Annotated in this window: 14 protein-coding genes; 8 read left to right on the top strand and 6 right to left on the bottom strand. The window is 44.7% G+C overall.

Annotated features, from left to right (window positions below; genetic code table 11):
• The first annotated feature begins 183 nt into the window (after positions 1–183).
• The 3 genes from pruA (at position 184) to H6F74_RS04125 (ending at position 7,930) form a co-directional block, all read left to right on the top strand.
• Positions 184–3,165, top strand: a complete 2,982-nt coding sequence (gene pruA, locus H6F74_RS04135; RefSeq protein ID WP_190436726.1) for an L-glutamate gamma-semialdehyde dehydrogenase — start codon at positions 184–186, stop codon at positions 3,163–3,165.
• A 426-nt stretch (positions 3,166–3,591) separates the two neighbouring features.
• Positions 3,592–5,205, top strand: coding sequence for a glycosyltransferase family 39 protein (locus tag H6F74_RS04130; RefSeq protein WP_190436723.1), 1,614 nt, complete (start codon positions 3,592–3,594; stop codon positions 5,203–5,205).
• A 73-nt stretch (positions 5,206–5,278) separates the two neighbouring features.
• Positions 5,279–7,930, top strand: a complete 2,652-nt coding sequence (locus H6F74_RS04125; RefSeq protein ID WP_347269474.1) for a glycosyltransferase family 39 protein — start codon at positions 5,279–5,281, stop codon at positions 7,928–7,930.
• Between the two features lie 39 nt (positions 7,931–7,969).
• On the opposite strand, the gene H6F74_RS04120 is transcribed toward H6F74_RS04125, so the two are convergent.
• Entirely contained in the window at positions 7,970–10,978 is a 3,009-nt protein-coding gene (locus tag H6F74_RS04120) for a response regulator (protein ID WP_190436720.1), read from the bottom strand.
• Positions 10,979–11,219: 241 nt separating this feature from the next.
• A complete protein-coding gene (locus tag H6F74_RS04115) occupies positions 11,220–13,448 on the bottom strand; it encodes a PAS domain S-box protein (RefSeq protein ID WP_190436717.1) in 2,229 nt (742 codons plus the stop codon).
• 766 nt (positions 13,449–14,214) lie between these two features.
• Here H6F74_RS04115 and H6F74_RS04110 point away from each other — a divergent pair.
• From H6F74_RS04110 to H6F74_RS04100, 3 genes are all read left to right on the top strand, one after another.
• Entirely contained in the window at positions 14,215–15,255 is a 1,041-nt protein-coding gene (locus tag H6F74_RS04110; RefSeq protein WP_190436714.1) for a zinc-binding dehydrogenase, read from the top strand.
• 83 nt (positions 15,256–15,338) lie between these two features.
• On the top strand, positions 15,339–15,929 hold the full coding sequence (locus H6F74_RS04105) for a hypothetical protein (RefSeq protein WP_190436711.1): 591 nt from the start codon (positions 15,339–15,341) through the stop codon (positions 15,927–15,929).
• Positions 15,930–15,991: 62 nt separating this feature from the next.
• Entirely contained in the window at positions 15,992–16,255 is a 264-nt protein-coding gene (locus H6F74_RS04100; RefSeq protein ID WP_190436708.1) for a hypothetical protein, read from the top strand.
• Positions 16,256–16,461: 206 nt separating this feature from the next.
• On the opposite strand, the gene H6F74_RS04095 is transcribed toward H6F74_RS04100, so the two are convergent.
• The 4 genes from H6F74_RS04095 to H6F74_RS04080 form a co-directional block, all read right to left on the bottom strand.
• Positions 16,462–16,851, bottom strand: coding sequence for a type II toxin-antitoxin system VapC family toxin (locus H6F74_RS04095; RefSeq protein WP_190436705.1), 390 nt, complete (start codon positions 16,849–16,851; stop codon positions 16,462–16,464).
• Complete coding sequence (locus H6F74_RS04090; RefSeq protein WP_242021788.1) at positions 16,841–17,071, bottom strand: hypothetical protein; 231 nt, start codon at positions 17,069–17,071, stop codon at positions 16,841–16,843. The genes H6F74_RS04095 and H6F74_RS04090 overlap by 11 nt, the downstream gene beginning before the upstream one ends.
• Positions 17,072–17,321: 250 nt before the next feature.
• Positions 17,322–21,098 carry a magnesium chelatase subunit H gene (gene bchH / locus H6F74_RS04085; RefSeq protein ID WP_190436704.1) on the bottom strand — a complete coding sequence of 1,259 codons (3,777 nt, stop codon included), beginning with the start codon at positions 21,096–21,098 and terminating at the stop codon, positions 17,322–17,324.
• Positions 21,099–21,188: 90 nt separating this feature from the next.
• Positions 21,189–22,826: a hypothetical protein gene (locus tag H6F74_RS04080; protein WP_190436701.1), complete on the bottom strand. Its 1,638-nt coding sequence runs from the start codon at positions 22,824–22,826 to the stop codon at positions 21,189–21,191.
• 311 nt (positions 22,827–23,137) lie between these two features.
• Between H6F74_RS04080 and H6F74_RS04075 the strand changes: the two genes are divergently transcribed.
• Together H6F74_RS04075 and H6F74_RS04070 are read left to right on the top strand one after the other, a co-directional pair.
• A complete protein-coding gene (locus tag H6F74_RS04075) occupies positions 23,138–24,064 on the top strand; it encodes an N-acetylmuramoyl-L-alanine amidase (RefSeq protein WP_190436698.1) in 927 nt (308 codons plus the stop codon).
• Positions 24,065–24,212: 148 nt separating this feature from the next.
• On the top strand, positions 24,213–25,286 hold the full coding sequence (locus H6F74_RS04070) for a peptidoglycan-binding protein (RefSeq protein ID WP_190436695.1): 1,074 nt from the start codon (positions 24,213–24,215) through the stop codon (positions 25,284–25,286).
• Positions 25,287–25,334 lie beyond the last annotated feature (48 nt).

Genomic DNA, 25,334 nt, shown 5'->3' with positions numbered 1-25,334 from the left:
ATATATTCCACCCAACCCTTGAAACTTTATATTTGATCAGTTAAGCGTCATTAGTTATGAGTCATTGACAATCGACAACTGACAACTAACTAAATTTGCTGCCAATGACGCAATAAACCGAGAAAATAAAAGATAGAGGCTTCCCAAGGTGAAGCTATATCTTGAATTAGGAGTCTGGCAGCTGTGGTTGTACAAATATCTTCTGATAGTAGTTACGAATTAAAAACCCAAGAAATTGCCAAACAGCTGTTGGCAGCAACTAGAGAAAATAAATCCTTTTTTGCCCAAATGCGCGACCAAATGCGCTGGGATGATAAATTACTTGCTTGGGCGATGGCTAGCCCTGGTTTGCGGGTGCAGCTGTTTCGCTTTATTGATACTTTGCCAGCACTACGTAGCAAACCAGAAGTTGCGCGTCACTTGCAGGAATATCTAGGGGATGAGTCGGTTGAACTACCAACAGCTCTCAAGGGGATGCTCAACTTTGCTTCTCCAGATTCTATGCCTGGTACTGTTGCGGCGACAACTGTGAATACAGCGGTTGAAACTTTGGCGCATAAGTACATTGCTGGGGAAAATATTAAGCAGGTAATTAAGACGGTTGAGAGTTTGCGGAAGCAAAAAATGGCTTTCACCATTGACCTTTTGGGTGAGGCGGTGATTACGGAAGCTGAGGCGCAGTCTTATCTTGACCGTTATTTGGAATTGATGGCGCAGTTGACGGATGCGGCTAAGTCGTGGTCAACTGTGGAGGCAATTGACCAGGCCGATGGGGAAGATTTACCAAAGGTTCAAGTATCTGTTAAGTTAACGGCGTTTTACTCGCAGTTTGACCCGTTAGATGCTAAGGGAAGTGAAGAGCGAGTAAGCGATCGCATCCGCCTCCTATTACGTCGCGCCGCACAGTTGGGCGCTGCTGTTCACTTCGATATGGAACAGTATGCTTACAAAGACATTACTGTGTCTATCCTGAAAAAACTGTTGCTGGAAGATGAGTTTCGCAGTCGTACCGATGTCGGGATAACAATTCAGGCGTATCTGCGGGACAGCGAACAAGATGTAAAAGATTTGATTCCCTGGCTAAAAGAACGCGGTTATCCCCTGACGGTGCGCTTGGTGAAGGGCGCGTACTGGGATCAAGAGACAATCAAATCGATGCAGAAGGATTGGCCTGTGCCGGTTTACAGCGACAAAGCGGCAACTGATGCCAATTTTGAGAAGATTACCCAATTGTTGCTGGAAAATCACGAGTATCTTTATTCGGCAATTGGCAGTCATAACGTGCGATCGCAAGCACGCGCGATCGCGATCGCCGAAACTCTGAAAGTTCCCCGCCGTCGCTTTGAAATGCAAGTCCTCTATGGTATGGGCGATAAACTGGCAAAATCTTTAGTTGATCAAGGCTATCGAGTGCGAGTTTATTGTCCTTATGGCGACTTGCTGCCGGGAATGGCTTATTTAATTCGCCGTTTGCTGGAAAATACGGCTAATAGTTCATTTTTACGGCAAAATCTGGAAGAACGCCCAGTAGAGGAATTGTTAGCGCCGCCTACCCCCTCTAACTCTGCCGTCAACGGGGTAGGGGGGACAAACGGGGCGTTCCCGAATGCGGCTGATACAGATTATGCGGAAATTGAGGCGAGAGCGCGATCGCAACAAGCTTATGCTACTGTGCGCCCACAACTGGGTAAAACTTATTTGCCGCTAATTAATGGCGAATATGTAAACACACCAGAAACAGTTGATTCTGTCAACCCGTCAAATCCCAGCGAAATTATTGGCAAAGTCGGACTGATTAGCATCGAACAGGCAGAACAAGCGATTCAAGCGGCAAAAGCAGCATTCCCCGGTTGGCGGAAAACGCCAGTCAGACAGCGGGCTGGAGTGTTGCGGAAAGCAGCGGATTTGATGGAACTCCGTCGCGCCGAATTATCAGCTTGGGTGGTGTTGGAAGTTGGCAAGGCGGTAAGAGAAGCTGATGGGGAAGTTTCGGAGGCGATTGACTTTTGTCGCTACTACGCCGACGAAATGGAACGGCTGGATGAAGGGTATAACTACGATATTGCTGGGGAAACCAACCGTTATATTTATCAGCCGCGAGGCGTGACGGTGGTGATTTCGCCTTGGAATTTCCCGATAGCGATCGCGACTGGGATGGCGGTGGCGGCGCTTGTTACGGGAAATTGTACTTTACTCAAGCCTGCGGAAACATCTTCTGTAATTGCCGCCAAAATTACGGAAATCTTGGTTGAGGCGGGAATACCGAAAGGTGTGTTTCAATACGTACCGGGGAGAGGTTCCCAAGCTGGTGCTTACATGGTGAAGCATCCCAACGTTCACCTGATTGCCTTTACCGGATCTCAAGAAGTTGGTTGTCGGATCTACGCCGATGCTGCGATTTTACAACCAGGGCAGAAACACCTGAAGCGGGTAATTGCCGAGATGGGCGGCAAGAATGGCATCATCGTAGACGAAAGTGCCGATTTAGACCAAGCTGTTGCAGGTGTGGTGTATTCAGCTTTTGGTTACAGCGGACAGAAGTGTTCAGCTTGTTCGCGGGTAATTGTGCTGGAACCAGTTTATGAGGCTTTTGTGGCGCGTTTGGTGGAAGCAACGCGAAGTCTCAACGTTGGGGAAGCCCACTTGCCCAGTACGCAAGTAGGCCCGGTGATTGATGCGACAGCTCAAGCCCGTATTCGTGACTATATCGAGAAAGGTCGCGCCGAAGCCAAACTTGCTTTAGAAATGCCTTCCCCCGATAACGGCTATTTTGTCGGCCCTACGATTTTCACGGAAGTACCGCCAGAGGCGACAATTGTCCAAGAAGAAATTTTTGGGCCAGTTGTGGCAGTAATGCGGGTGAAGAATTTTGAGGAAGCGATCGCAGTTGCCAATAACACCAATTTTGCCCTGACTGGTGGCTTGTATTCCCGCACACCTTCCCACATTGAACAAGCGCAAGCTGAGTTTGAAGTCGGCAACCTTTACATTAATCGTGGCATCACTGGCGCGATTGTCTCAAGGCAACCCTTCGGCGGCTTCAAGCTTTCCGGTGTTGGTTCCAAGGCTGGCGGCCCCGACTACTTGCTGCAATTTCTCGAACCTCGCGTAATCACTGAAAATATCCAACGCCAAGGCTTTGCGCCAATTGAAGGCGTAGATTAAGGCTTATAGAACCCATTTGATATCTATTCCTGAAACTAAAAGCCTTGCAGCTAGCTGGTTTTATCCCTGTTCTTGCAAAAAACAGTCGAGTTTAAGCAGGCTCTATCATTGATCGCAAAGTAACGGCTTACTTCAAAGCCAAGCACCCCAGCAAAAGATGTCAAATGGGTTCTATATTATGTAGCTTAGAAAAAAAAATTCCTTTAAAATTTTCTTAAGCTTACAAGCTTTGTCAGAGCTGAGATTAAAGCAATCTCAGCTCTTTTTTTATTATCTAAATTTAATTAGTTGACCTACCAAGAGCATAGTTTTATTTAAAATACCATCTATCTAAAGTCTGATGAATATTTATATTTAGATGCTTAAATTGGGTTACCACTAATAACTTTCGGAAGATTTTTGATGTTTCTTTAGGAGATTTTATTTATGGCTTATCAACCAGGCATCAACGAAACAAGCGTTAAGCAGGTTGCAGGGAAATCTCATGAAAAAGATAAATTGAGGCATTGGGCGCTACCACCGAAAGGATTAAGGTTTTTAATTATTATCTTATTAATTTTAGGCGTCTTCTTTCGCTTTTCTAATCTTGATAAAAAAGTTTACTGGCGAGATGAAACTATTACTTCGCTACAAATTTCTGGTTACACAAAGGAAGAAGTAGTTCGGGAAGCCTTTACTGGTAATGTAATTAGTATTGAAGATTTACAAAAGTATGTACGGATTAATCCTGAAAAAGGTTTAGGAGATAGCATTCAATCTTTGATAAAAGAAGACCCCCAACATCCGCCACTGTATGTAATGCTGGGGAGATTTTGGGTACATTTATTTGGTGATTCAGTAGCAGTGACGCGGAGTTTATCTGCGGTGATGAGTTTGTTGGTGTTGCCTTGTATTTATTGGCTATGTCTAGAATTATTTGATTCGTCGCTGGTAGGATGGATTGCTGTGGCACTGATAGCAGTTTCACCATTTCACGTACTCTATGCACAGGAAGCGCGAGAATACAGTATGTGGATGGTGACAATTTTATTATCCAGTGCGGCACTGCTGCGAGCAATGCGGTTAAAAACCAAATCTAGTTGGGGGATTTATGCAGCAACTTTGATATTAGGGTTTTATACGTATTTGCTTTCTATTTTAATTGCGGCTGGACATGGGATATATGTAATTGCGGTTGAACGTTTTCGCTTAAATAAAACCGCGATCGCATATCTAGTTTCATCTCTTGTAGCTTCGATAAGTTTTATCCCTTGGCTAGTTCAAATCCACGAAGTTGATGCCGCCAGTTGGACTGATGACAAATTGCCTATTCTATCTTTATTTAAAGCGTGGATTGGTGCTTTTAGGCGCGTGTTTTTGGATTTGCATTTTAATATTGCTGGAATTGAAAATTATTTGGTAATGCCATTTATTATTGCTTTCTTAAGTTTGGCAATATATTCTTTATATTTTGTATGTCGTCAAACTCAAATCCGAGTTTGGTTATTTATTTTCACGCTGATAGGCGTTACAGGTTTAACTTTAATTATACCAGATTTAATTTTTGGGGGACAGCGTTCGGCTATTGCTCGATATCTAACCCCTTGCTATTTAGGCATTCAACTAGCTGTTGCTTATCTGCTTGCTAACAAGATTTTTTCTGGTTCGCAGCAACAGTTATGGAAGGGGATAACAACTGGGTTGTTTTTAGCTGGAGTTGTGTCGTGTGCATCTATGCCAATAACTGAAACTTCTTGGCATAAGGCGACTAACAGTCCCCAGCTAGTTTCGATAATTAACAAAGCTAATAAACCGCTTCTGATTAGCACCAATCATTACGATAATCTAAGTGAAATCCTCTCGTATAGCTATTTACTCGAACCAAAAGTAAAACTTCAATTAGTAACTGAACCCAATCTACCTAAGATTGCAGATGGTTTTAGCGATGTGTTCGTCCTTCATCCTTCTAAAGAATGGCTAAGCAAACTTGAGAAAGAGCAAAATTATAAAATAAATTTGCTAGAAAAAGGCCAATATTGGCTTTGGAAGCTTGAAAAATAGTAACAGAGCTTTATAAACAGTTGGCTTTTATTGTAAATATGAGGAAGATGTTAGATTAATCCACCTAGGTTTTGTGGCTGATAAAGATAAACGCAATCCGTTTTACAAGGGACTACAAGAGTCGCCCCTACTGATTTTAGGGATCATTTGGCTGGTTGGGGCGGTATGCGATCGCATTTGGTTTGCCCTTGACCGTTCGGTGCCATCCTGGGATCAGGCAGATTACTTGACAGGCTCTTTAAATTACTGGAAAGCTTTACAACATCCCCAGTGGTTTTCTGGGGAATGGTGGGAGAGTTTTTGGCAACTTTCCTCAAAAGTGCCGCCTTTAACCTATATTGCTACGGCTATAGTTCAGAATCTCTTTGGGACGGGGCCAGATAGCGCCACATTGGTGAATCTGCTATTTAGTGCGATTCTGCTGGCTTCTGTATATGGTTTGGGTGTGCAGCTGTTTAGCGTTCAAATTGGTTTATGGGCGGCTGGATTGTGCCAGTTGTTACCGGGTCTTTATCGGTATCGTCTGGATTTTCTGCTGGATTTTCCGCTGACGGCTGTTGTCACGTTGAGTTTTTATTGTCTGACGGCGTGGAGGAGTAGTCGCAATACTTTGCGCTTAACCTCTCCCCTAAAAAGGGAGGGGAGTCCAATTTCCCCCCCTTCCCTTTTAGGGGACGGGGTTGAATCGTTAGGTCAGCCCCTTCCGAGAAGTAGTGGGAGTAGTCGAACCGCAGAGGCGCAGAGGACGCAGAGAAGAGAGTGGTTTTGGGCGGCGGCGTTTGGGCTTTCTTTGGGGCTGGCGTTGATGGTGAAGCAGACGGCGCTGTTTTTTCTGTTGGCTCCGGTGTTGTGGGTGGGTGCTGGTGTAATTCGGCACCGAGCATGGGGACGCTTAGCTCAGCTGGTTTTCTCGTTGTTGCTGTCGGTGTTGGTGTTTGGCCCTTGGTATCGCGCTAATTGGTTGCTGATGCTGACATCGGGGAAGCGGGCGACGGTGGATTCAGCGATCGCAGAAGGAGATCCGGCGCTGAATACGTTAGAAGCTTGGACTTATTATTGGAAAATTCTGCCTTATCATGTTTCCTGGCCTTTGTTGCTCGTTCCGATTGTAGGATTGTTGATTTATTGGGGTCGTGCAGCACTTAGCAATCAGAAGGCTCAGGTTGGTAACGAGAATAAATCTAAAATCGGCTGGCTGGCTATTTTTTGGGTGGGATCTTATTTGCTGTGTTCGCTAAACATTAATAAAGATTCTCGCTATGTGTTGCCTTATTTGCCAGTGGTTGCGCTATTTCTGGCTTATGGTTTGACGCGATGGGTTGGTCGTTGGAATTACATCCGTTGGGGAACGATTAGTTTGGCGGTGCTGCTGATGTTTCTTAACTGGTTCCCAGAGGAAGGTACGATATGGAAAAATTTCACGCAAGCCCTCAGCCCTTATGCTCAGCATCCAGTTTATTTAGAAAAAGAATTACCTCACCCACAAGTAATTAGAGAAATTATTCAAACTGAGCCTTATTTGCGTTCGACATTGGGAGTGTTGCCATCGACTGCCAATATTAATCAGCACAATTTTAATTATTACGGTGCGCTGCAAAATTTTCAGGTTTACGGACGGCAGGTGGGGACGAGAAAGAAGCAAGTGGCTCAAGATGCGCGATCGCTTTCCTGGTTCCTAACTAAAACTGGCAAGCAAGGATCTGTTCCCGATGCTCAAGCTACCATTGTCCAAACTGTCGAGCAAGGTTCAGATTTTCAGCTGCATAAAACTTGGAATTTATCCGAAAACAGTAGTCTGAAACTTTATCATCAAAAATCGCCACCCGTACAGGTACAACCGCTATCGGAACCACAAAATAAAGTCAAGTTAGTAAATGTAAAAGTACCAGAAATTGCCCCTCCTGGGGTGCCTGTCCCTATAACCTACGAGTGGACAGGTTCCTGGGAACAGTTGCAATCAGGCATCGTGTTGCTAACTTGGCGAAGCGAAGAGAATACGGAGAATCCAAAATCTCAGTGGTTGCACGATCGCGCTATCGGGATGGGAAATTTATATCCAGAAATTCTGCCGGATAAATTATTAGCTAAAGGTTTTCGAGTAATTGAACAGACTGCAATGCTTCCAAAAGCTGATACATCTGCTGGGATTTACACCCTGGAGGCGACATACCTGAACCGAAAAACTGGTGAAACTTACCCCATACAAGTGCCGCCAGTGACTCTCAAGATTGACGCTGCTGCTGCTACACCTGCGCCTGAGTTGGATTTGGGGACTCAGTTGCGGACTTTAGCCGCTACTTTACCCCAAGGGACAGCCGCCCTAGAGCAGATTTTTGCGGAAACTGGGCGGATTAATCAGTATGACCCGATTCAAGACTATCTGGTGCAAGCGCAGTTGGCTTTGGAGTATCGACTGCAACGGGAGCCAAACCGAGATTTGGCATATGCGCTGGCTTTGTCAAGGGTTTTGAAGCGACAAGCTAAAGACGCGATCGCATCCCTGGAACGAGTGGTGCGACTAGACTCTGAAAATCCCTACGCTTATGCTTATCTTGCCTTTGTCCATCTGTACGAATGGCATCCCAAAAAGGCTCAAAACGTGCTGAAGCCAGCTGTGGCACTCAACCCTAACCTACTCGAAATTAAAGCCTTAAGCGGCGTTGCAGCGCTCATGCAGGGCGATTTCTTAAAAGCTTGGCACATCGTTCAGGAAATTAGAAAGTAAAAGGAAAAAACATATAACTTTTTTTTCCTTTTGCCTTCTTTAGAAATAACGCATTAAAATTAACTCCAGTTGTTGGACACCAACTGGCTTGCTGAGATAATCGTGGGCCCCAGCATTTAGACAACGCTCTTTATCATCTGCCATCGCCATAGCTGTCACTATCACCACAGGCAGTTCTGCTATATCCGGTTCCTGCCGCAATTGTGTTAGCAGATCCAACCCAGTAATACCATTTGGTAAATTGAAATCCAACAAAATTAGATGAGGCTTGAATGTTCGCACCCTGCTTATAAAATTTGCACCATCTATTAAAACTTCCACTGTATAACCAATAGATTTTAGATAGTCATTCAACAGCATCCCGCTGTTTTTATCATCTTCTACAATTAAAATTTTTCCTTGCTCGTTACTTTTAAGCTTTTGTCCATTACTTGATGATTCCTGATTGATGATTGATGAGTAAGGATGGATGACAGATGAAGAATCATTGCCCAAATCGGGTATATCAATAGTAAATGTACTGCCTTTTCCTAGGGTTGAGGAAACTCTCACATCTCCACCATGCAGTCGGGCTAAACCGCGAGTCAGAGACAACCCCAAACCCGTGCCTGTAAACTGTCGGTTTAGTCCACTGTCCAATTGACGAAATGGCTGAAACAATAACGGCAGCTTTTCTGCGGCAATACCGATGCCCGTATCTGCTACGGTAAATGCAATGCCTTCAGGCTGCTTTTGTACAATTAATTTTACTGATCCTGCTGGTGTGAACTTAATCGCATTAGACAGCAAATTCAGCAACATCTGCTTCAAACGCCGCTCATCGGCTAGGCAGATATTAACATTTGGATCAATTTCGCAGGTGAGTTGCAGCCCCCTTTCTAAAGCTTGCTCTCGCATAATTGTAACTGCGTATTCGCACAAATTCTCGACGTTCACAGCGGTTAAAGTGAGTTGTTCTTTGCCCGCTTCGACTTTAGAAAGGTCAAGAATATCGTTAATCAGCGCCAAGAGATGTTCGCCGCTGCTATGAATGCAGGCAGTGTATTGTTTTTGTTTTTGATTGAGAGTGCCAAATATTTCTTGTAGCAGGAGGTTAGACAGTCCCAAGATGGAGTTGAGGGGTGTCCGCAGTTCGTGGCTGATCGTTGCCAAAAATTCACTTTTTGCGCGACTTCCAGCTTCAGCTGCATCATACGCTTGACGCAATTGGATTTCTGTCTGGATGCGATCGCTTATGTCATACACTACCGCTTGTATCACTTGCTGGTTCCCCAACTCGATTGCACTTAGCATCACTTCTGTAGGGAAATCTGTGCCATCTTTACGCCGATGAATCCAATCAAAACGACAGCTGCCTTCTCTTAAAGCAGTGGCTATGCGATCGCAAGCAAGGCTAAAAGAGTCGTTACCATCAGGTTGAGTCGGTGGCGAAAACTCGCTGGGATGTTTGCCGCAAAACTCCTCTAAGTCAGAGCAACCTAATAACTGTAGCGTCGCGCTGTTGCAATCGAAAAATCCTGTTTCATCCAGCAGCATGACTGCGGCGCTGGTTGATTCATAAAGTGTGCGAAATTTGGTTTCTGATTCTCGCAGTGCTTTCTCCGCCTGTTTGCCTTTGGTGATGTCTCGCGTTGTATTCACCGCCAGCAAAACTTCTCCAGCTTCATCAACGATAGCCGATCCAGAAAGACTCACCCACTTCTGTTCCCCATTCGGACAATCTACAATTAGCTCGTGATTGGTAAAAATTTCTCCTCGAATTGCTCTACTGATAGGTAGTTCCTCAAGAGTTGGACAGGAACCATCGGGATTGCGAATTTGTAATTTAGCTAAATATTCAGCCACGTGAGGCGCTAATTCCGTCTTAGGGTTAGGTTTTTCAACTTCTCCTACAAAACCATATATTTGTAACCCTGCCGGATTCAACATCGCCAGCTGACCATCAGGTTGACTGACAAAAATCCCCTCTTGAATTGAATTGAGGATTGCCTCTAGCAGGGCTTTTTCCCGTCCTAGCTGCTCGGTGCGCTCCTGCACCAGGTTTTCTAACTGTTCTAGCTCTCGCGCATTGTAAAGAGCGATCGCTGTCTGCTGTGCCAGTTGTTGTAGCAGCTGGATTTGTGAGTTACTAAATGAATTTTCCCCCTGAATATACCCGACAACTAGATTGCCGTAGTATTGGTTCCTAACAAAAATAGGAGCCATCAGGACAGCTGGAATATTCAAAACTGAAGATTCACCATTCAAAATTTCCGCATTTTTTATTTTTATTTTTTCATCTTGAATTGTCACCGGACGATTTTGTAGTAACTCGTCCCTCACCGTTTCCCAGCCTTCAAAGAGCAGCGTTTTTCCCTGCCAAGCCAGGAAATTTCGCCTTTGATCGCCCTCTGACAAATCAGACCAATATTCGGCTTCAATTAAAAATTGTTTTGATTCAGGCAAGTCGCGGGCTACCATGCAGAAATCGCCGCCCATCGGTTTGAGAGTTTGCCGAACAATTTCCTGCACGACAAATTGAGGATCGAGATTGGAATTCAGGGCGGTGGTAATGCGGTTTATTAAGGCTTCCCGTTCCAGCTGCTGTTGCAACGCTTGCTGAGTTTGTTGGAGTCGTAGTTGCATTCGCTGTCTTTCAATGGCATAGCTTACTGCACGGATCAACCCATGACCGTCTGTATAACCTTTTACAAGATAATCTTGCGCTCCCTCTTGCAAAGCTTTGAGGGCGATCGCTTCATCAGTTAGTCCTGACATGACTACAATCGGGATGTCTGGTGCTGCACTGCGGACTCGCATCACTGTCTCTAACCCGTTGCCATCCGGTAGCGACAAATCCAACAAAATTACCCCTACACAAGGCGTTGTCTTCTCTTGGTCACAAGGGATACGCTGCTTGGCCAGACAAACCTGGCACTCTTCCAGATTGACTACATGGAGCAGCTTTATCTGCGTAGCATTAATTTCCCGCAACATTTCCCGAACCAAACGGGCATCGCCAACGTTATCCTCCACCAGCAAAACGGTGATGGGTTCTTTGATCTGCATGGGCTTTACTCCGCTTGCTTTGCTAGGGGTTTTAGCCTGGGTATGGTCAGATATTCTTTAAGCAGCATTACAATCGTCAAGCATAATTTTTAGATTAATTACACAATATTCAAGATGGTAATGTAACATTTCTCCTGGTGATTCTATGTATTTTAAATATTTGGGCGTGTCAACAACGTAGGAACCATTACCAACGGAATTTGTTTGAGGTGAGCGTCTACCTTTTTTAAATTTTTTACCCCTAATTTATTATAGGAAGAGTGAAATAGAAAGTAGAACCTTTGCCTAACTCAGACTCTACCCAAATTTTACCTTGATGCCTGTTGACAATTTTCTGGCAAATTGCCAGCCCTATGCCATTTCCCGGATACTCAGATTTTGTGTGCAAGCGCCCAAAGATCACAAAGATGCGCGAGGCGTACTGAGGATCGATGCCGATGCCGTTGTCGCTAACAGAAAACACCCATTCCTTGTCACCCAATCGAGCTTCGATATGAATGCAAGGGCTTTGCTGGGAGAACTTGATAGCATTGCTAATTAGATTTTGCAACAGTTGCGTCAGCCCAGCAGCGTTACCTAGCACCACTGGCAGGGGATTGTGAGTCACGACTGCACCACTTTCGGCGATCGCAGCAGTTAGATTTGCGATCGCTAACAGCAAAACTTTCTCGCAGTTCACCGTCTCAAATGTTTCGCCCCGATGCCCTATCTGGTAAAACACCAGCAAGTCTTTAATCAGCTGCTGCATCCGGTTAGCACCTTCAACCGCATAATTAATGAAATCATCAGCATCATCATCCAGCTTGCCCTTATAGCGTCTTGCCAAAAGCTGCGTGTAGCTGGCAACCATTCGCAAAGGTTCCTGCAAATCGTGAGAAGCGATATAAGCAAACTGTTCCAAGTGGGTATTAGCGATCGCTAACTCTTCGGCTCGTTGCGTCAACTGTTCTTCAGCGGCTTTGCGCTCAGTAATATCTCTAAAAAAGGCGATCTTGCAGGGAATCTGATTGTAAATAATGACTTTAGATCCAATGTCTGCAAAAAAGATACTACCGTCCTTTCGTAAGCAAGGAATATTTTTGCTATGTCTAATTGTTTCTTTTTCCTTTTCCCGAAACTTTTCCAAGACAAAATCTAACTGATCTGGTGGATGAATATCCTGTACAGACATTGATAATAATTCGCTTTCTGAATATCCCAACATATTACAGATGGCTGCATTGGCACGAAGAAACTTTGTTGTCTCTCGCTCGGTAATTAGCAGTCCATCCACCATCCCGTCATAAATTGCCTGGAGTTCCCCTTTCGATTCTCGCAGCTCCTGCTCAGCTTGGATGCGATCGCTGATGTCTTCAATCACACCAATGAAATATTTTGGTGTTGGGAAATTGGGGATTGGGGATTGGGGATTGGGAATTGAGAATTGCTGATGGGAAGGACTCTTACCCAGTCCCTTGTCCCCAGCCCCCAATTCCCTTACTATTGACCCAGTTAAATTAATCCAGACAATTGAGCCATCTTTACGAAGATAACGCTTCTCCATTGAGTAAGTTTTTATTTCGCCAGTCAGCAATTGATGCGCTAATGCCAAGTCTGCTTCCAAGTCCTCGGGGTGAGTAATATCCTGAAAAGTTAGCTTTAGCAGTTCCTCGCGGGTATAACCCACAATTTCGCAAAGCTTTTGGTTAACTCGTAGCCAGCGACCATCTATCCCCACATGGGAAATGCCAACAGCAGCTTGCTCAAAGGTAGCGCGAAAACGCTGTTCGCTCTCGAAAAGCGCCTTCTGCACCTGTTGCAACTCTATAATTTGAGCTGCTAGTAAATTTTCTCGTCTGTGTTTTTCCTGCTGAATTTTTTCGTTGTAGTCAGCAAAGAAATCCGCCAAGTCAGGTTCCTCTTCCAGCAAGGCGGTTAGATGAGACTCAGCTCGTAGGTCGGCTTTATATGACAGCTCTGGATAACTTTCTACCCACTGGTGGCACATTTTGATATAACCCAGAAACGCCACCAGGTGAGCGTAATTAGTTGATCCTAGCAACTGACGCAACTGGTTCCGATAAGCTGCTGCACTCTCAGGCTTCAGGAAAATTAAAATCGCATAGTCGTAAAGGCTTTGCTCAGATTGGAGGAGTGCGGTAGATTCTTCTGTATTCTCGATTTCTGATTCCCGATTTCCCGTAGGTGGTGGCGTTTCCAGTAGTTTTAGCAATTCCTTGGCTGTCATTCCTAAAGGTCGCAAGGCACAACTATGGCAAACGATGCAGTAGGGAACTGAGCAATAGCGCGACAAGTAAGCAAAAAGCTTTTCCTTGAATAAAGATGGCAACGGATTATTGACATAAGCCGATAGAGTCTGTTGCCAAAGGTTTTCCAGAATCTGCGGTGTATCGAGTGCAGGTTCAAAAAACGGGGGGAAAAAACCGAATTTTCCTTCTATTTCTGCTTTGATTTCGTCGCTTGTTCGCACTGCTAAAAGCCTCCTTTATCTGGTGGGGATGCCCCACGGGTACGACTCGTCTCCGGCGATCGCCAGCAGGCGGTTTAGAATCCTCCTGCCACCAACCCTAATTTAACTTCCTGATCCCGATGACCTTTCGGTGTTTTGCTGCATTCTTAGTGCCTAATGTCCCATTACCAAATGATCCCCAGGATAGATGAGCTTACTTAATGCTTAGTTTTATCTTTATTTATGACACCAGTTTTGCCGCCTACTTTTTGTGTAACGGCATCAGTATCTCGCCATAAAATGTTACCGTCAACCAAACTCTTGCTGGTCGGGTATCTTAAGATAAATTTAACATTTTGAAATTGGTATCCCATCATACATTAGCTTGAGTTGGTACTGAATCAGTGGTGTACGTTTTTCAAATAGGGAGTTTAATAAAATGCGACTAAATACTTGTCATTGTTGCGGTAGCCCCCTCCTGCGTCATGCGCGGCAAAATGGTGTTTATTGGTTTTGTACCTCATGTCGTCAAGAAATGCTACCCGTAGTTATCGAGAAGACGCCCTCTAGTGAAGTCAAGGTCGTTCAATTATCGCGGACTTTAAAACTTGTAAATACTTAAAGTAAGGCAAAAAATCAAAGGTAAAAGGCACAAGGTATACGGATGAACAATAACGGTCAGAATGCTTTTCATCCTTGATGCTGAATGATTTCTTGTTTTTACCTTTTACCTTTTTTAAATCTGCCCTGATAAAATCAGCTAGGACACGGTTAGGGGCAGAGCATAATGCTAGCGGCTGTACTTTACGGACAAGAGGATTTACGCCTGGAACGGGTAGCTGACCCTACGCCAGCTGCTGGTGAGGTGGTGATTCAAGTAGCAGCGGCAACGACTTGCGGGACAGACCTGAAGGTTTGGCGGCGGGGAGGTCATGCGAAAATGCTGAAACCTCCCACTTTGTTTGGTCACGAGGCTGCTGGGCGGATTGTGGCAGTGGGTGAAGGTATCAGTGCTTGGCAGGTAGGAGTTCGCGTAGTTGCTAATAACTCGGCTCCTTGCATAAATTGTTTTTTTTGTCAACGTCAAGAGTATTCTCTTTGCCCTAATTTAACTTGGAATAACGGCACCTTTGCAGAATATCTAAAAATTCCCGCCCAGATTGTGCAGCATAACCTGTTGCCGATTCCCGCAGACTTGCCGGATGCGCTGGCGTCGATGACTGAACCTCTAGCTTGCGTGCTGCACGGGGTAGCGCGTTCTAATGTGAAACCTGGCGATAAGGTAGTAGTGTTGGGAGATGGGGCAATTGGGCTGATGTTTGTAGCCAAATTAGCATCTGACTCTTCAGGAGAAGTCATACTATTTGGCGGCAATGACCAGCGGTTGCAGATTGGGAAAAAGTTGGGGGCAACTCAAACGTTTAATTACCACAAGCAGGCAGATATAGCAAGTGTGGTAAAAGAGCTAACGGATGGCATGGGTGCGGATGTGGTGATTGAGGCGACGGGTGTGCCGAGTGTTTGGGAGAGCGCGATCGCATCTGCTCGTCCCGGTGCTACCGTAAACTTATTCGGCGGTTGTCCGCGAGATACCACCATCACTGTAAATACAGAACAGCTACACTACAGCGAACTTACTTTAAAAGGCGTTTTTCACAACACGCCAAAGTATGTCCGAGATGCTTTATCCTTGTTGGCGAGTCGGACAATTCCCTTTGAGTTGCTAATCAGCGAACATCAGCCTTTAAAGAATTTAGAGCAAGTATTCCAAGATATGAAGAATCGTAAGGTGATTAAGGTCGCCATTGACCCCAGCGTGGCATCTTAGAAGTAGTAACAACACCTAACGACTAAAGTCGCCCTTGTACTACTAATGAATTGTTTTTTTTCTGGGAAAGTTTGAAGGATTAGATGAAAAGCGTCAAATTGTTATCAGTTTTATCCCTGGGAATTTTACTAGCATTGGGAGCCAGTCGTGCCGATGCTTTACCGGGACAGAGAACAGAAGAGGTGACTGCATGGATTAATTCTAATCCCACTCTTCGCCCTGCTGTTGGTGATGGGCTAATCGTGCAAAAGAGTAATACGCCCGCCCAAAGATTTACTTTTCAAGCAACTGTGTTCCCGCCGGGCAGAATTACTTCTATCAGAGAGCGCGGTACAATTCGCAGCGAACGCTTTAATTTTTATGACCAAATAAATGGCGTTACTCCTGAACGCCTGAAGGAATCTTTGCGGGTAATCTATGGCCCAGATATTTATCAAGATTACGACCGTTCGAGACTTGTGTATGAATATCCCACGCCCCTAAGTGTAGACTTATCTCGTCGTCAGGCACTGCCGCTTTTGAGAGCGCAGCAGGGACAATTACGGTTAGGAGAGAGATTTGCTTACTGGATGGAAATTGTCAACACCAAGGAAGGTAAGGCTTACAACGGTCAAATGACAGTTTTCCTCAGAGAAGATTTAGATAAGATGGAAACTGAATTACGCGATCGCTAAATCCCAGTCATTAGTCATTAGTCTTAAACTAATGACTAACGATAAATAACAACTGTAACTACTTGTCCTTATCCTTTTTTTTCCCCTTTCCTTTTCCCTCTGAAGGTGTATCAGTAGTTTGTTCAACAGTTGATGACTGTGGAATTGGTGACTGTACTGTTTGGGTTGACGCTGCTGATGAAGGTGAGATTGACGCTGCTGGCGATGGTGAGATTGACGCTGCTGGCGATGGCTGCGGAGTATCAGATGGTTTTAGCGCAACAACTAAGCCAGTTACAGCAGTGAGAATGGCAGCCGTTGAAGTTATGATGCCCGGAAGCGTGTGAAACCATCCTTGTGCTTTGGGTTCGTCAGACATAAGTTTAGTTCTAGAATTTCCTCTTTCCTTAATACAGCTAATTACTCGCCGTTCCGAATAAACGAATGCGAGTATAACAAATGTTACCCAATGGCGAGAATGGGAAATTTACTTAGGGAGAAAGAGAATGCGATCGCATCTTTCTTTCATTTCTTCTTCAACAGCTAACCAATATCACCACCTTTCCACTGACAACCTATCAACTTCTCTGAAATGCTCATCACGCGATACCAACGTTAATTGGTATTGCTGGGCAATAGCAGCAATCCAAATATCATTTTCAGGGATAGGTCGTCCTTTCTCTCTTAAAACATTTTTTATTTGCCCATACTGTTGTGCTGTTGCTGTGTCGCACACCAGTACAGCACTGCTAGTTGTAAACTCATCTATTCTTGCCAAGTTAGCTGCTACACGCGCCGACTTTCGAGCGCCATAATAAAGTTCACCTAACACAATACTTGCGACAAATACAGCCTCAGCCTCGGCTATGTGCTGCTGAACTGAAGTGTCTTGTGCAAAGAGGGCAATGACAATATTAGTATCTAGCAGGAACCTACCATTCATTCAAATCTACCTGTTCGCAGCCTTCTTTTATTGCTTGTGTCATAAGATTTAGATCATCTGCTGGGATAGCGCCTGCAAAACGTAAAAGTTCTTTACCTGGAACAGCAACAGGCTTTGTCATTGCTAAAAATCGAGCAAAATCCAGCACTTGCTGCTGTTGCTGCGAATTCAGCTTATTTAGGTGATTGATAATTTCCTTCTCAAGGGATGGATTAGTCATCGATGTGTCCTGTAAGTGGATTTCGCATTTATCTATTAGCGACAACGACATTAGGAGCATTGACTGGTAGTTTACGGATAACTCTGCCGTTTGTTGTTTATACAACGTTAACCAGAGCTATCTCTATAGTAATTGGGCCGATAGGATGGGTTGCATTAGGTATACTAACATTTCATCTCAACGAGCCTAACTGGTCGAGACTAATTCCCTGGTATTGTCTACATATCTTACTTGCGTAATAAACAGTAATTTATCCAACGCTAACGCCTTCAATTTCTGCATCAGATAATTCATACAATTCACGCAATTTCTGCAACTTATCAGCATCCGTTTCCCAAAAACCGCGACCATTTGCTTCTATCATTCTGGCGACAATATTGCGGAAGGCTTCGGGATTGGCTTCTCGCAATTTATTCGCCATTTCTGCATCTAAAGCATAGGTATCTGCTGCTTGGTCGTAAACCCAATCATCGCTAAAATCAGCAGTAGCACCCCAACCAATGAGTGCTGTCATGCGCTGCGAGATTTCGTAAGCACCACCTGAACCTTGATTCGCCATTGCTTGCGCCCATTTCGGGTTAAGTAACTTAGTGCGATACTCCATTCGCAGCAAGTCTTCTAATTTGCGGGGTGTCGTATCTTTCGAGAAACTTTCGACAAAACTGGCGTTAACTTTTTTACCTTGTTGTTTTTCTGCGGCCCTTTTCAAGCCGCCAGTGTTAGCGTAATATTCTTGAATATCGGTGATACCATATTCTACAGAGTCGATTTCTTGGACAATGCGATCGCATTTATCCAACAACTGCGTTAAAACCTCTGGTCTAGCTTGACCTTTATCTTTTCTACCGTAACTAAAAACATTTCGACTTTGCCAAGTATCGCCCAACTCATCGCCTGATTCCCAACTGGAAGCGACAACTTGATCGTTTACCAAAGAACCAAAATCACCCGCAGGATTAGAAAATAATCTCGCCGTTACATTCTCTACACCCTTGGCTTTTAATGCTAAAGCGTGCTTGCGAACAAAGTTTTTATCTTCCGGTTCATCAGCATCAGCAGCACGTTGAAATAAATCGTCAAGAAGTTCGATAATATTTACAAAGCTATCGCGAAAAATGCCAGAAAGATTCCCTAAAACATCGATACGAGGATGATTTAGTTGGGATAAAGGTTTTAATTCGTAACGTACAATTCTGCCAGTTCCTTCTTTCACTGGTTCAGCGCCTACTAATTCCAGCAAAATTCCCAGAGATTCACCCTTAGTTTTAATCGCATCCAAACCCCACAACATAACCGCCACGGTTTCAGGATATTGACCATTTTCCTGAAAATGTTGGTCAATAATTTTTCTAGCAATTTCTCGGCCTCTTTCATAAGCCGCAGGTGAAGGCATTCTATAAGGATCTAAAGCATGAATATTGCGCCCAGTCGGCAATACACCAGCACCATCTCTTAGCAAATCGCCCCCCGGTGCAGGCGGAATATATTCCCCATTAAGCCCTCTGATAAGATTCCTTAATTCCTCCCCAGTTTGCATCAATAAATCCCGGATCTGTATAACCTCCTCCTCTCTGCGTTCTCCGCGTCTGGGCGATTCTCCCTCTACAATTCCCCTCAGCATACCCTCTGAGAACTCCTCCCCAAAATAAGCCTCAAGGTATGACACCATTTCCTCTGAATTAGGTGCTTCCCCCAACGTATGCAACCCAGATGAAAAAAGCCGATTTTCCAGAACTTGCAGATACTCGTACAACCGCACCAAATAACTATTAAAGACATCAGCACTAAACATCCTGGCATTTTCAGGAGTAAAGGCAATTCCTAAACGTTTTGCATCCTCAAAGGGACAATCTGCATCCAAACCTATATCTAAAATCTTTTTGCAGATGGCTTCTTTGAGAACGTAATTTTTATCTGTATCTTCCCGATATTCCGCAATTAATTCTCGCAACGTCACCAATTCCTTATATAGCCCAGCCCGACCATAAGGCGGTACATTGTGAGAAATTATTACCCCATAGCCGCGACGTTTCGCCAAAATTGATTCCGAAGGATTATTTGCCGCATATACATATAGATTCGGCAAATTTCCCAACAAAATATCTGACCATGAATAACCAGTATTTCCCAGCGGAGATCCCGGCAACCATTCAACCGTGCCGTGCATTCCAAAGTGAACAACGGCATCAGCTTGAAAGTCATTTTGTAACCACTTGTAGAAAGCAGCATATTGAGGATGTGGTGTCAAATCTCGCTCAAACATTAGCCGCATCGGGTCGCCGGAAATACCCAATGGTGGCTGTACGCCAATCCAAATATTTCCTAGTTGTATCCCACCAATTTGAAATTCATCTCCATAAGTTTTGATGCCAGTTCCAGTGAGAGATTTCCACTGTTTTTCGATGCGAGTGGTGAGTAGGTATCCTAGCCATCTTTCTAGGGTTTTAGTGTTAACGGGGTTTACCCCTTCTAAACCTTTTATTGCCTTCTCCCCTTCAACGGCGAGGGCTGGGGTGGGATTCTCATCCGCTTCTTTCACCAATCGAATTAATTCTTCGCCGTCTTCTGGTAATTCCCCAATGTTGTAACCTTGGTCTTTTAGGGCGTGGAGAAATTTAAGGAGACTACGTGGTACATTCAACAAAGCTGCTGTACCCGTTGCACCATATCCCGGCGGAAATCCATACAAAATTACGGCAATTTTGCGTTCAGCGGTAGACTTTTGTCGCAAGGAAATCCATTTTTTCAACCTTCCGATTAACCGATGGACTCGTTCTGGAATTAAGTAAATATCTTCTCCCACCAAACCACCGAGAGGAACCGGATCAATTGCCCCGTCGAGTTCTGGTAAGGCATACAAAACAACACTTTGCAATCCGCCAACACCCTGCCGCGTCCAAGAATGAATATCTTGAATTAGTAGCGGCGCGGCAACAATATAAGGTACATTCTTTGCGGTGAGAATGCGTTTTGCTACTTCGACCTGTCGCCCTGCTTCCATCGACCCCGCAGGGCCACCTACGAGGGGAAAACCAATTGTAGAAACAATGGCATCCACTGAAACTGCTTGATCAGACAGCGAAGGAGTTTCAATATTACCGAGTTTTCGTTGGGCGATTTCGTAATTGGTTGTCATCCAATCTCGCACCGCCACATGGCCTTCAACTCCGTTGATAAAAATTGGTAAAGGTATTAATCCAGCTTTCTCAAACTGGCGAATTAACTGGGGGATGTAAGGCTGTTTTGTAATTACGTGTTTGCGATAAAGCAGAATTCCAACAACTGGGGATTGGGAATTGGGAATTGGGAAATCTTCCTTCCCCAGTCCCCAGTTCCTAGTCCCCAGTCCCCAGTCCCGTTGATACCAATCTAAATATGCCTTTGGTGATTCAAAAAATCCTTGATAATCTGGATGCAGTAATCCCATGTTGGGAGTTTCAACTGGTGGCGGAATTTCTCCTACCTTTAGCCCAAAATATTTCTCTGCTATAGTCCAGAACATAGAGGCAACATTTTCTGTTCCTCCAGCGTTCCAATAACCGTAGATAATTAGCCAGTTGCGTAAGTCTTGCACTTTTTGCACTGGCACGAATTTTAATAATTTTGGCCCTACTTTCAAAAAGCTAATATAACCAGCAAGTTTGTCTTCTTCTCGCCCGTTGCTGAATTTATCGAGAATAAATTTCACAGGTTTGGGCATTCCCTTGGGATTGTCGCCAATTTTGAAGGCACCCAACTGGGTAAGACTCATTAATTCCAAGGCTGACTCGAAGACGAGGCGAATGGGGATGTGTTGTGCGCGATCGCGCAACCACAAAACTTGGTCATAATCAAATAGCAGACTGCCAAAGAAGACATCTGCCCCCTGGAGTGCGGCTTCTACGGCTTCAGGTTCCGTCGTGAGGGCGCGATCGCTAAACACCCGAATATCCAACTCCGGACAGCTAGCCTGAGCCAAATGAGCTGCCTTTCGGTACAAGTCAGCATTGAATGATTCAAAGCCAGCAATTAGAACAATACGTTTCATGTCCAGAGATCCTAAAGGTTCCTACTTTCGATCTTAAGCAGGAACCTTGGGGATGGGACGCCTAAGCCCACCCCGGCCCTCGGATTGCTTTTAGTAACTACCTGTGAGCATCCGGCTGAAGATATTAAAGTTCTTATCAATCAAACCGATTAAACTCTGAGCATTAGAGAGCGATCGCGGCGGGTTAGAAATCAGCGTATCCAGGGCAATCAAGCGATTAAAATCAACTTTGATGTCACCAGTCCGCTCGGTTTTCCCATCGCTTTCATAAAACTTGACACCCGCCTTCTTGTGCATAATTTTGATTAACTCCTGCGCCATGATGCCATAGCCAATGGTAGTGGGATGAATGCCATCCAGAGAGAATAAGCCGCCTTGGGTGCGACCCGTTGCATCAGATTTAAAAAATCGGGAATCTGGCACGGGTGAAAGTGCCTGAAGCTCAGGTGGCAACTGGTACTGACCACCCACTTCATCCCACCAAGTCGGTCTGGCGGCGGGGTCTTGAATGTAGCGCCTAGATGCCAAGCGATCCAACAAGCCAGCCATTTCAAACAGATACCAATCTCTGCCTTCCTGTCGAGCCTGAAGCACCGCATCGGTTATATAGTCGTTGTACTGGTCGATGGCACTATCAATTGCTCGTGCCTCCTCCCCTGTCAGGTACGGGTGCTTATTTGGATCGAATTCTTCTTCAGTAAGCCAAGGCAAGGAATAGTAAGGGAAGTATCGAGATCCCGGCTCAGCTTTATTTCCCTGATCATTTTTATTGATACCACGGGCAAAAGGAACGATCGTGACGTGAGGAACCGTTGCCAAGATTACATGGCGAGCGCGGATTTGCTTAACTTCCTCAACTAACTTGTCCAGTTCAGCCTTAAAGTGGATCGGACGCCAGACAGTATAGCGATCGTTAACCGCCATATCGTCATAGCCTTCTTTGGTCCAAGCCGCCTTGAATGTCAGAATACTACCCAGCGCATTATTGCCACCGATGACAACAAGCAGCGTTTCAATGCCGTCTCCACCACTTTCTGGCGTCCCCTCAGCACCCAGTGCTGCCGCTGCTTGCAGTGGCGTCAGCGCGTTGCCTTGTGCATCTCGTGCCGAATTTAAAACTCGGATGGCAGCGCGTTCGTTATGATACTCAACAACCTGCCGGAGGTAATCGTCTTTGGGCGGATTTTTCCGAATGATGTCTAGGCAAATGTCCGCAGTGCGCGACAGGGTATTCCGCAAATCCCAGCCATAGACTGCCAGGTTGTGATTAATCCCGCGTTGAATTGGGAAGCGGGAGCCTGCGTCACGTTCCCAATAATCCTCCACATCGTCCATATAGTGGCGTATAAACAACAGCGCCGGGGCGAAATCCAACCAGTTGATATTGTCGCCAAACTCCCGATCGAGTTGTCGAGCCAGATTTTCTAGGTTGAGTGGAAGCCCATCTCCTGGCCCGTCGTAGGTAGGATATCGCATCTGGGAAGACCAGCCCATTTCCTTGGCAATCATCATGGGATAGGAGAGACTAGTATTAAAGATTGCCCCACTTTGAAAGCCGTGTGAGAGAGAGTCCCCAATCGTGACCAGACGATGCTTGGGAGTGCCTTGTCTATTCACTTCAACGGAAATGCCCAGGCTGGGGTCTGTAATGGGTTTTCGTGCCTGTGCCTGAATAATTACATCGTCTGGCGTGGACTCGCGCATCCGAGATTTTCCAGAGTCTGCCATAAAGCCTCCTTATTAAAAAAAGCGAACATCAGTTACCGGATGATCCACAACCGATGAGATAAAATCCGGAACTTATATTAGTTTAAATTCGTTTTTTTCCTGATGAACCAACAGCGGTTTCCTATTAGCCGATCATATCTCTCGTCCTACCTATTTCTACGAATTAAATTTTTTCTTTGTAACAAAATATGACTTTTATGTTAAAGTAATGAACAGAAAATAAGGTAAAGGTTTTAATATAAAAGTTGCCCCAAACTTTCGGAAGTTTAGTTTAACCGAAAACTTGTCATCTCTAAAAGGAGCTAACTGCAATGGAATACGGAATTGATATCGGGCATAATTGTTCTCCCGACACGGGAGCCAGAGGAATTAGAGTTGAAGATGTGATGACAATGGAGGTGGGAACTAGAGTTATATCTAAGTTAAAATCTCAGGGACATCAAGTTGTAGAATGCAAGCCTAAAAGTGCGAGTAGTGTAGGCAATTCCCTATTGCAAAGATGCAATATAGCTAACGCTAATAGAGTGAACCTATTTGTATCTATTCACTTTAATGCTTTTAACCGTGTAGCTAAGGGAACGGAAGTATTTGCAGCCAGCGATACAGGCAGAAAGATTGCCCAGCCCATACTAGACAATATAGTTAAATTGGGATATTTCAACAGAGGCGTTAAAGATGGTTCGCACTTGTATGTAATAAAAAATACAAATATGCCTGCCATTCTGGTTGAGTGTTGTTTCTGCGACAACCAAGAAGATATGAATCGGTACAATCCAGAAGCTTTGGCGAATGCTATTGTTACCGGATTAACTGGAAAATCTCCAACGCCTCCCGCTCCAAACCCAGCTAAAGATAACGAGGTAATCAAACTACAGCAAACCTTAAATAGGTTAAAAATAACAGATAGCAGCGGCAAAAAATTGGTAGAAGATGGAACAATAGACAATGAAACTAGAGCAGCTACCCAAAAGTTTCAGTCAATTGTAGACATCACCGAAAATGGAATTGCCGGCCCTACTACGTGGATTGCACTTAATCAAATTCTTGCCAAGCCAATATTAAGAGCAAACCATGCCGGAGGTACAGCTGTAAAATACTTGCAATACCGGATAGGTGCAGAAACAGATGGCGTTTTTGGCCCTGGTACAGAAGCAGCAGTTGAGAGATTTCAAAAACAAAATGGCTTAACTGCTGATGGCATTCTGGGGCCGCAAGGCTGGGTTAAATTAATAGGTTAAAGCGGCGTACAACTTTACAGGAGTAATACCTCCCTTCTTTCAAGGGGTAGCTTAGAAAAAAGCGACTAACGTTTTGCCCCGCCAACCGCCCATAAATTGGGAGTTAAGGTATTGCCCACCCTACTACTGTTCAACTCAGGTAAAATCTATGGCTTTCAATATCAGTGTTCTAAAACTGCCTACGCTCAAAATTGGCTCTAATGGTTCGGCTGTTAGTGCTTGGCAGAGCTATTTGAAAGAAGCTCAATATCCGATTGGAACTGTTGATGGAGACTTTGGGAAAATAAGTGATACAGCTACCCGCAGCTATCAACAAAGAAATAATTTGCCCGTCAATGGAGTTGTAGATAATACAACTTATACCAAAGCTTTGAGCGACGGGTTTATTTATAAAGTTCCAAATCTTACAGCGGCATTGTTGTTAGCTTACCTGCGCTTTGGTGATGCAGAGGTAAAAGATTTACAAAAGTCTTTGAATACTATCTTAGTTCCAGACTTGGGAGTAGATGGAGACTTTGGTGCCAGAAGTTCGCAGGGTTTAGCTCAAGCTTACCTACAAAAAGATGTGCGCTTGCGTAGCGAATTAGAGGATCTGCTTTCTGCAACCACTAAACAGAAACTGGGAGCAGATTTTACTGAAGCAATGGATATTCTCAACAACTATGCTAAAAGAATTAGATTTCGTTTGAGTGGACAACATTGGTATGACTTTTTTCCAACAAGCAAGTCTATTTCTGATTTAGCTTCTCCATTCCGTGAAAGGGTACTGGCATTTCAAAAAGCCATGATTGACGCAGGCGCTCAAACAATTATCGCCGCCACTTATCGACCTCCGCAACGAGCTTATTTGATGCACTATGCTGCTAGAATTTCACGAGGAAATATTAAGGCAGAGGATGTGCCGCGCTTTCCGGGAGTTGACATTCAATGGGTACATTACACAAATGCGGTGTCGGTGAAAGCGGCAGAATTGATGGTAGATGCTTATGGGATTGGCGGTAATCCTGTTGCTCTCAAATCTCTTCATACTGAAAGGTTGGCGATTGATTGGAATATTACCTGGGATGGTATCCTAAGAATTAAAAGACGAGATGGAACCATCTTTAATATCAGCGCTCCCACCAATGGTGCCAGTAATACTATTTTGCACAATGTTGGTGCTTCTTATGGTGTGTATAAGCTATTGAACGATCCTCCACATTGGTCATATAACGGTCGCTAAAAAGGCTCTCATGCGCTCCCCCTAATCGTGTTACAAAAGGAGGAGTAA

The organism is Trichocoleus sp. FACHB-90 (assembly GCF_014695505.1).
GTDB lineage: Bacteria > Cyanobacteriota > Cyanobacteriia > Cyanobacteriales > FACHB-T130 > Funiculus > Funiculus sociatus.
The sequence above is the reverse complement of the archived record's forward strand: the minus strand, read 5'-3'. Positions and strand labels throughout refer to the sequence as shown.

Excerpts from the sequence above, each read along its gene's own strand:
- H6F74_RS04090 (WP_242021788.1), bottom strand. The coding sequence starts at position 17,071 with ATGACTAATCCATCCCTTGAGAAGGAAATTATCAATCACCTAAATAAG.
- H6F74_RS04075 (WP_190436698.1), top strand. The coding sequence starts at position 23,138 with ATGGAATACGGAATTGATATCGGGCATAATTGTTCTCCCGACACGGGA.
- H6F74_RS04120 (WP_190436720.1), bottom strand. The coding sequence starts at position 10,978 with ATGCAGATCAAAGAACCCATCACCGTTTTGCTGGTGGAGGATAACGTT.
- H6F74_RS04095 (WP_190436705.1), bottom strand. The coding sequence starts at position 16,851 with ATGAATGGTAGGTTCCTGCTAGATACTAATATTGTCATTGCCCTCTTT.
- H6F74_RS04105 (WP_190436711.1), top strand. The coding sequence starts at position 15,339 with ATGAAAAGCGTCAAATTGTTATCAGTTTTATCCCTGGGAATTTTACTA.
- H6F74_RS04080 (WP_190436701.1), bottom strand. The coding sequence starts at position 22,826 with ATGGCAGACTCTGGAAAATCTCGGATGCGCGAGTCCACGCCAGACGAT.
- bchH (WP_190436704.1), bottom strand. The coding sequence starts at position 21,098 with ATGAAACGTATTGTTCTAATTGCTGGCTTTGAATCATTCAATGCTGAC.
- H6F74_RS04110 (WP_190436714.1), top strand. The coding sequence starts at position 14,215 with ATGCTAGCGGCTGTACTTTACGGACAAGAGGATTTACGCCTGGAACGG.
- H6F74_RS04130 (WP_190436723.1), top strand. The coding sequence starts at position 3,592 with ATGGCTTATCAACCAGGCATCAACGAAACAAGCGTTAAGCAGGTTGCA.
- H6F74_RS04070 (WP_190436695.1), top strand. The coding sequence starts at position 24,213 with ATGGCTTTCAATATCAGTGTTCTAAAACTGCCTACGCTCAAAATTGGC.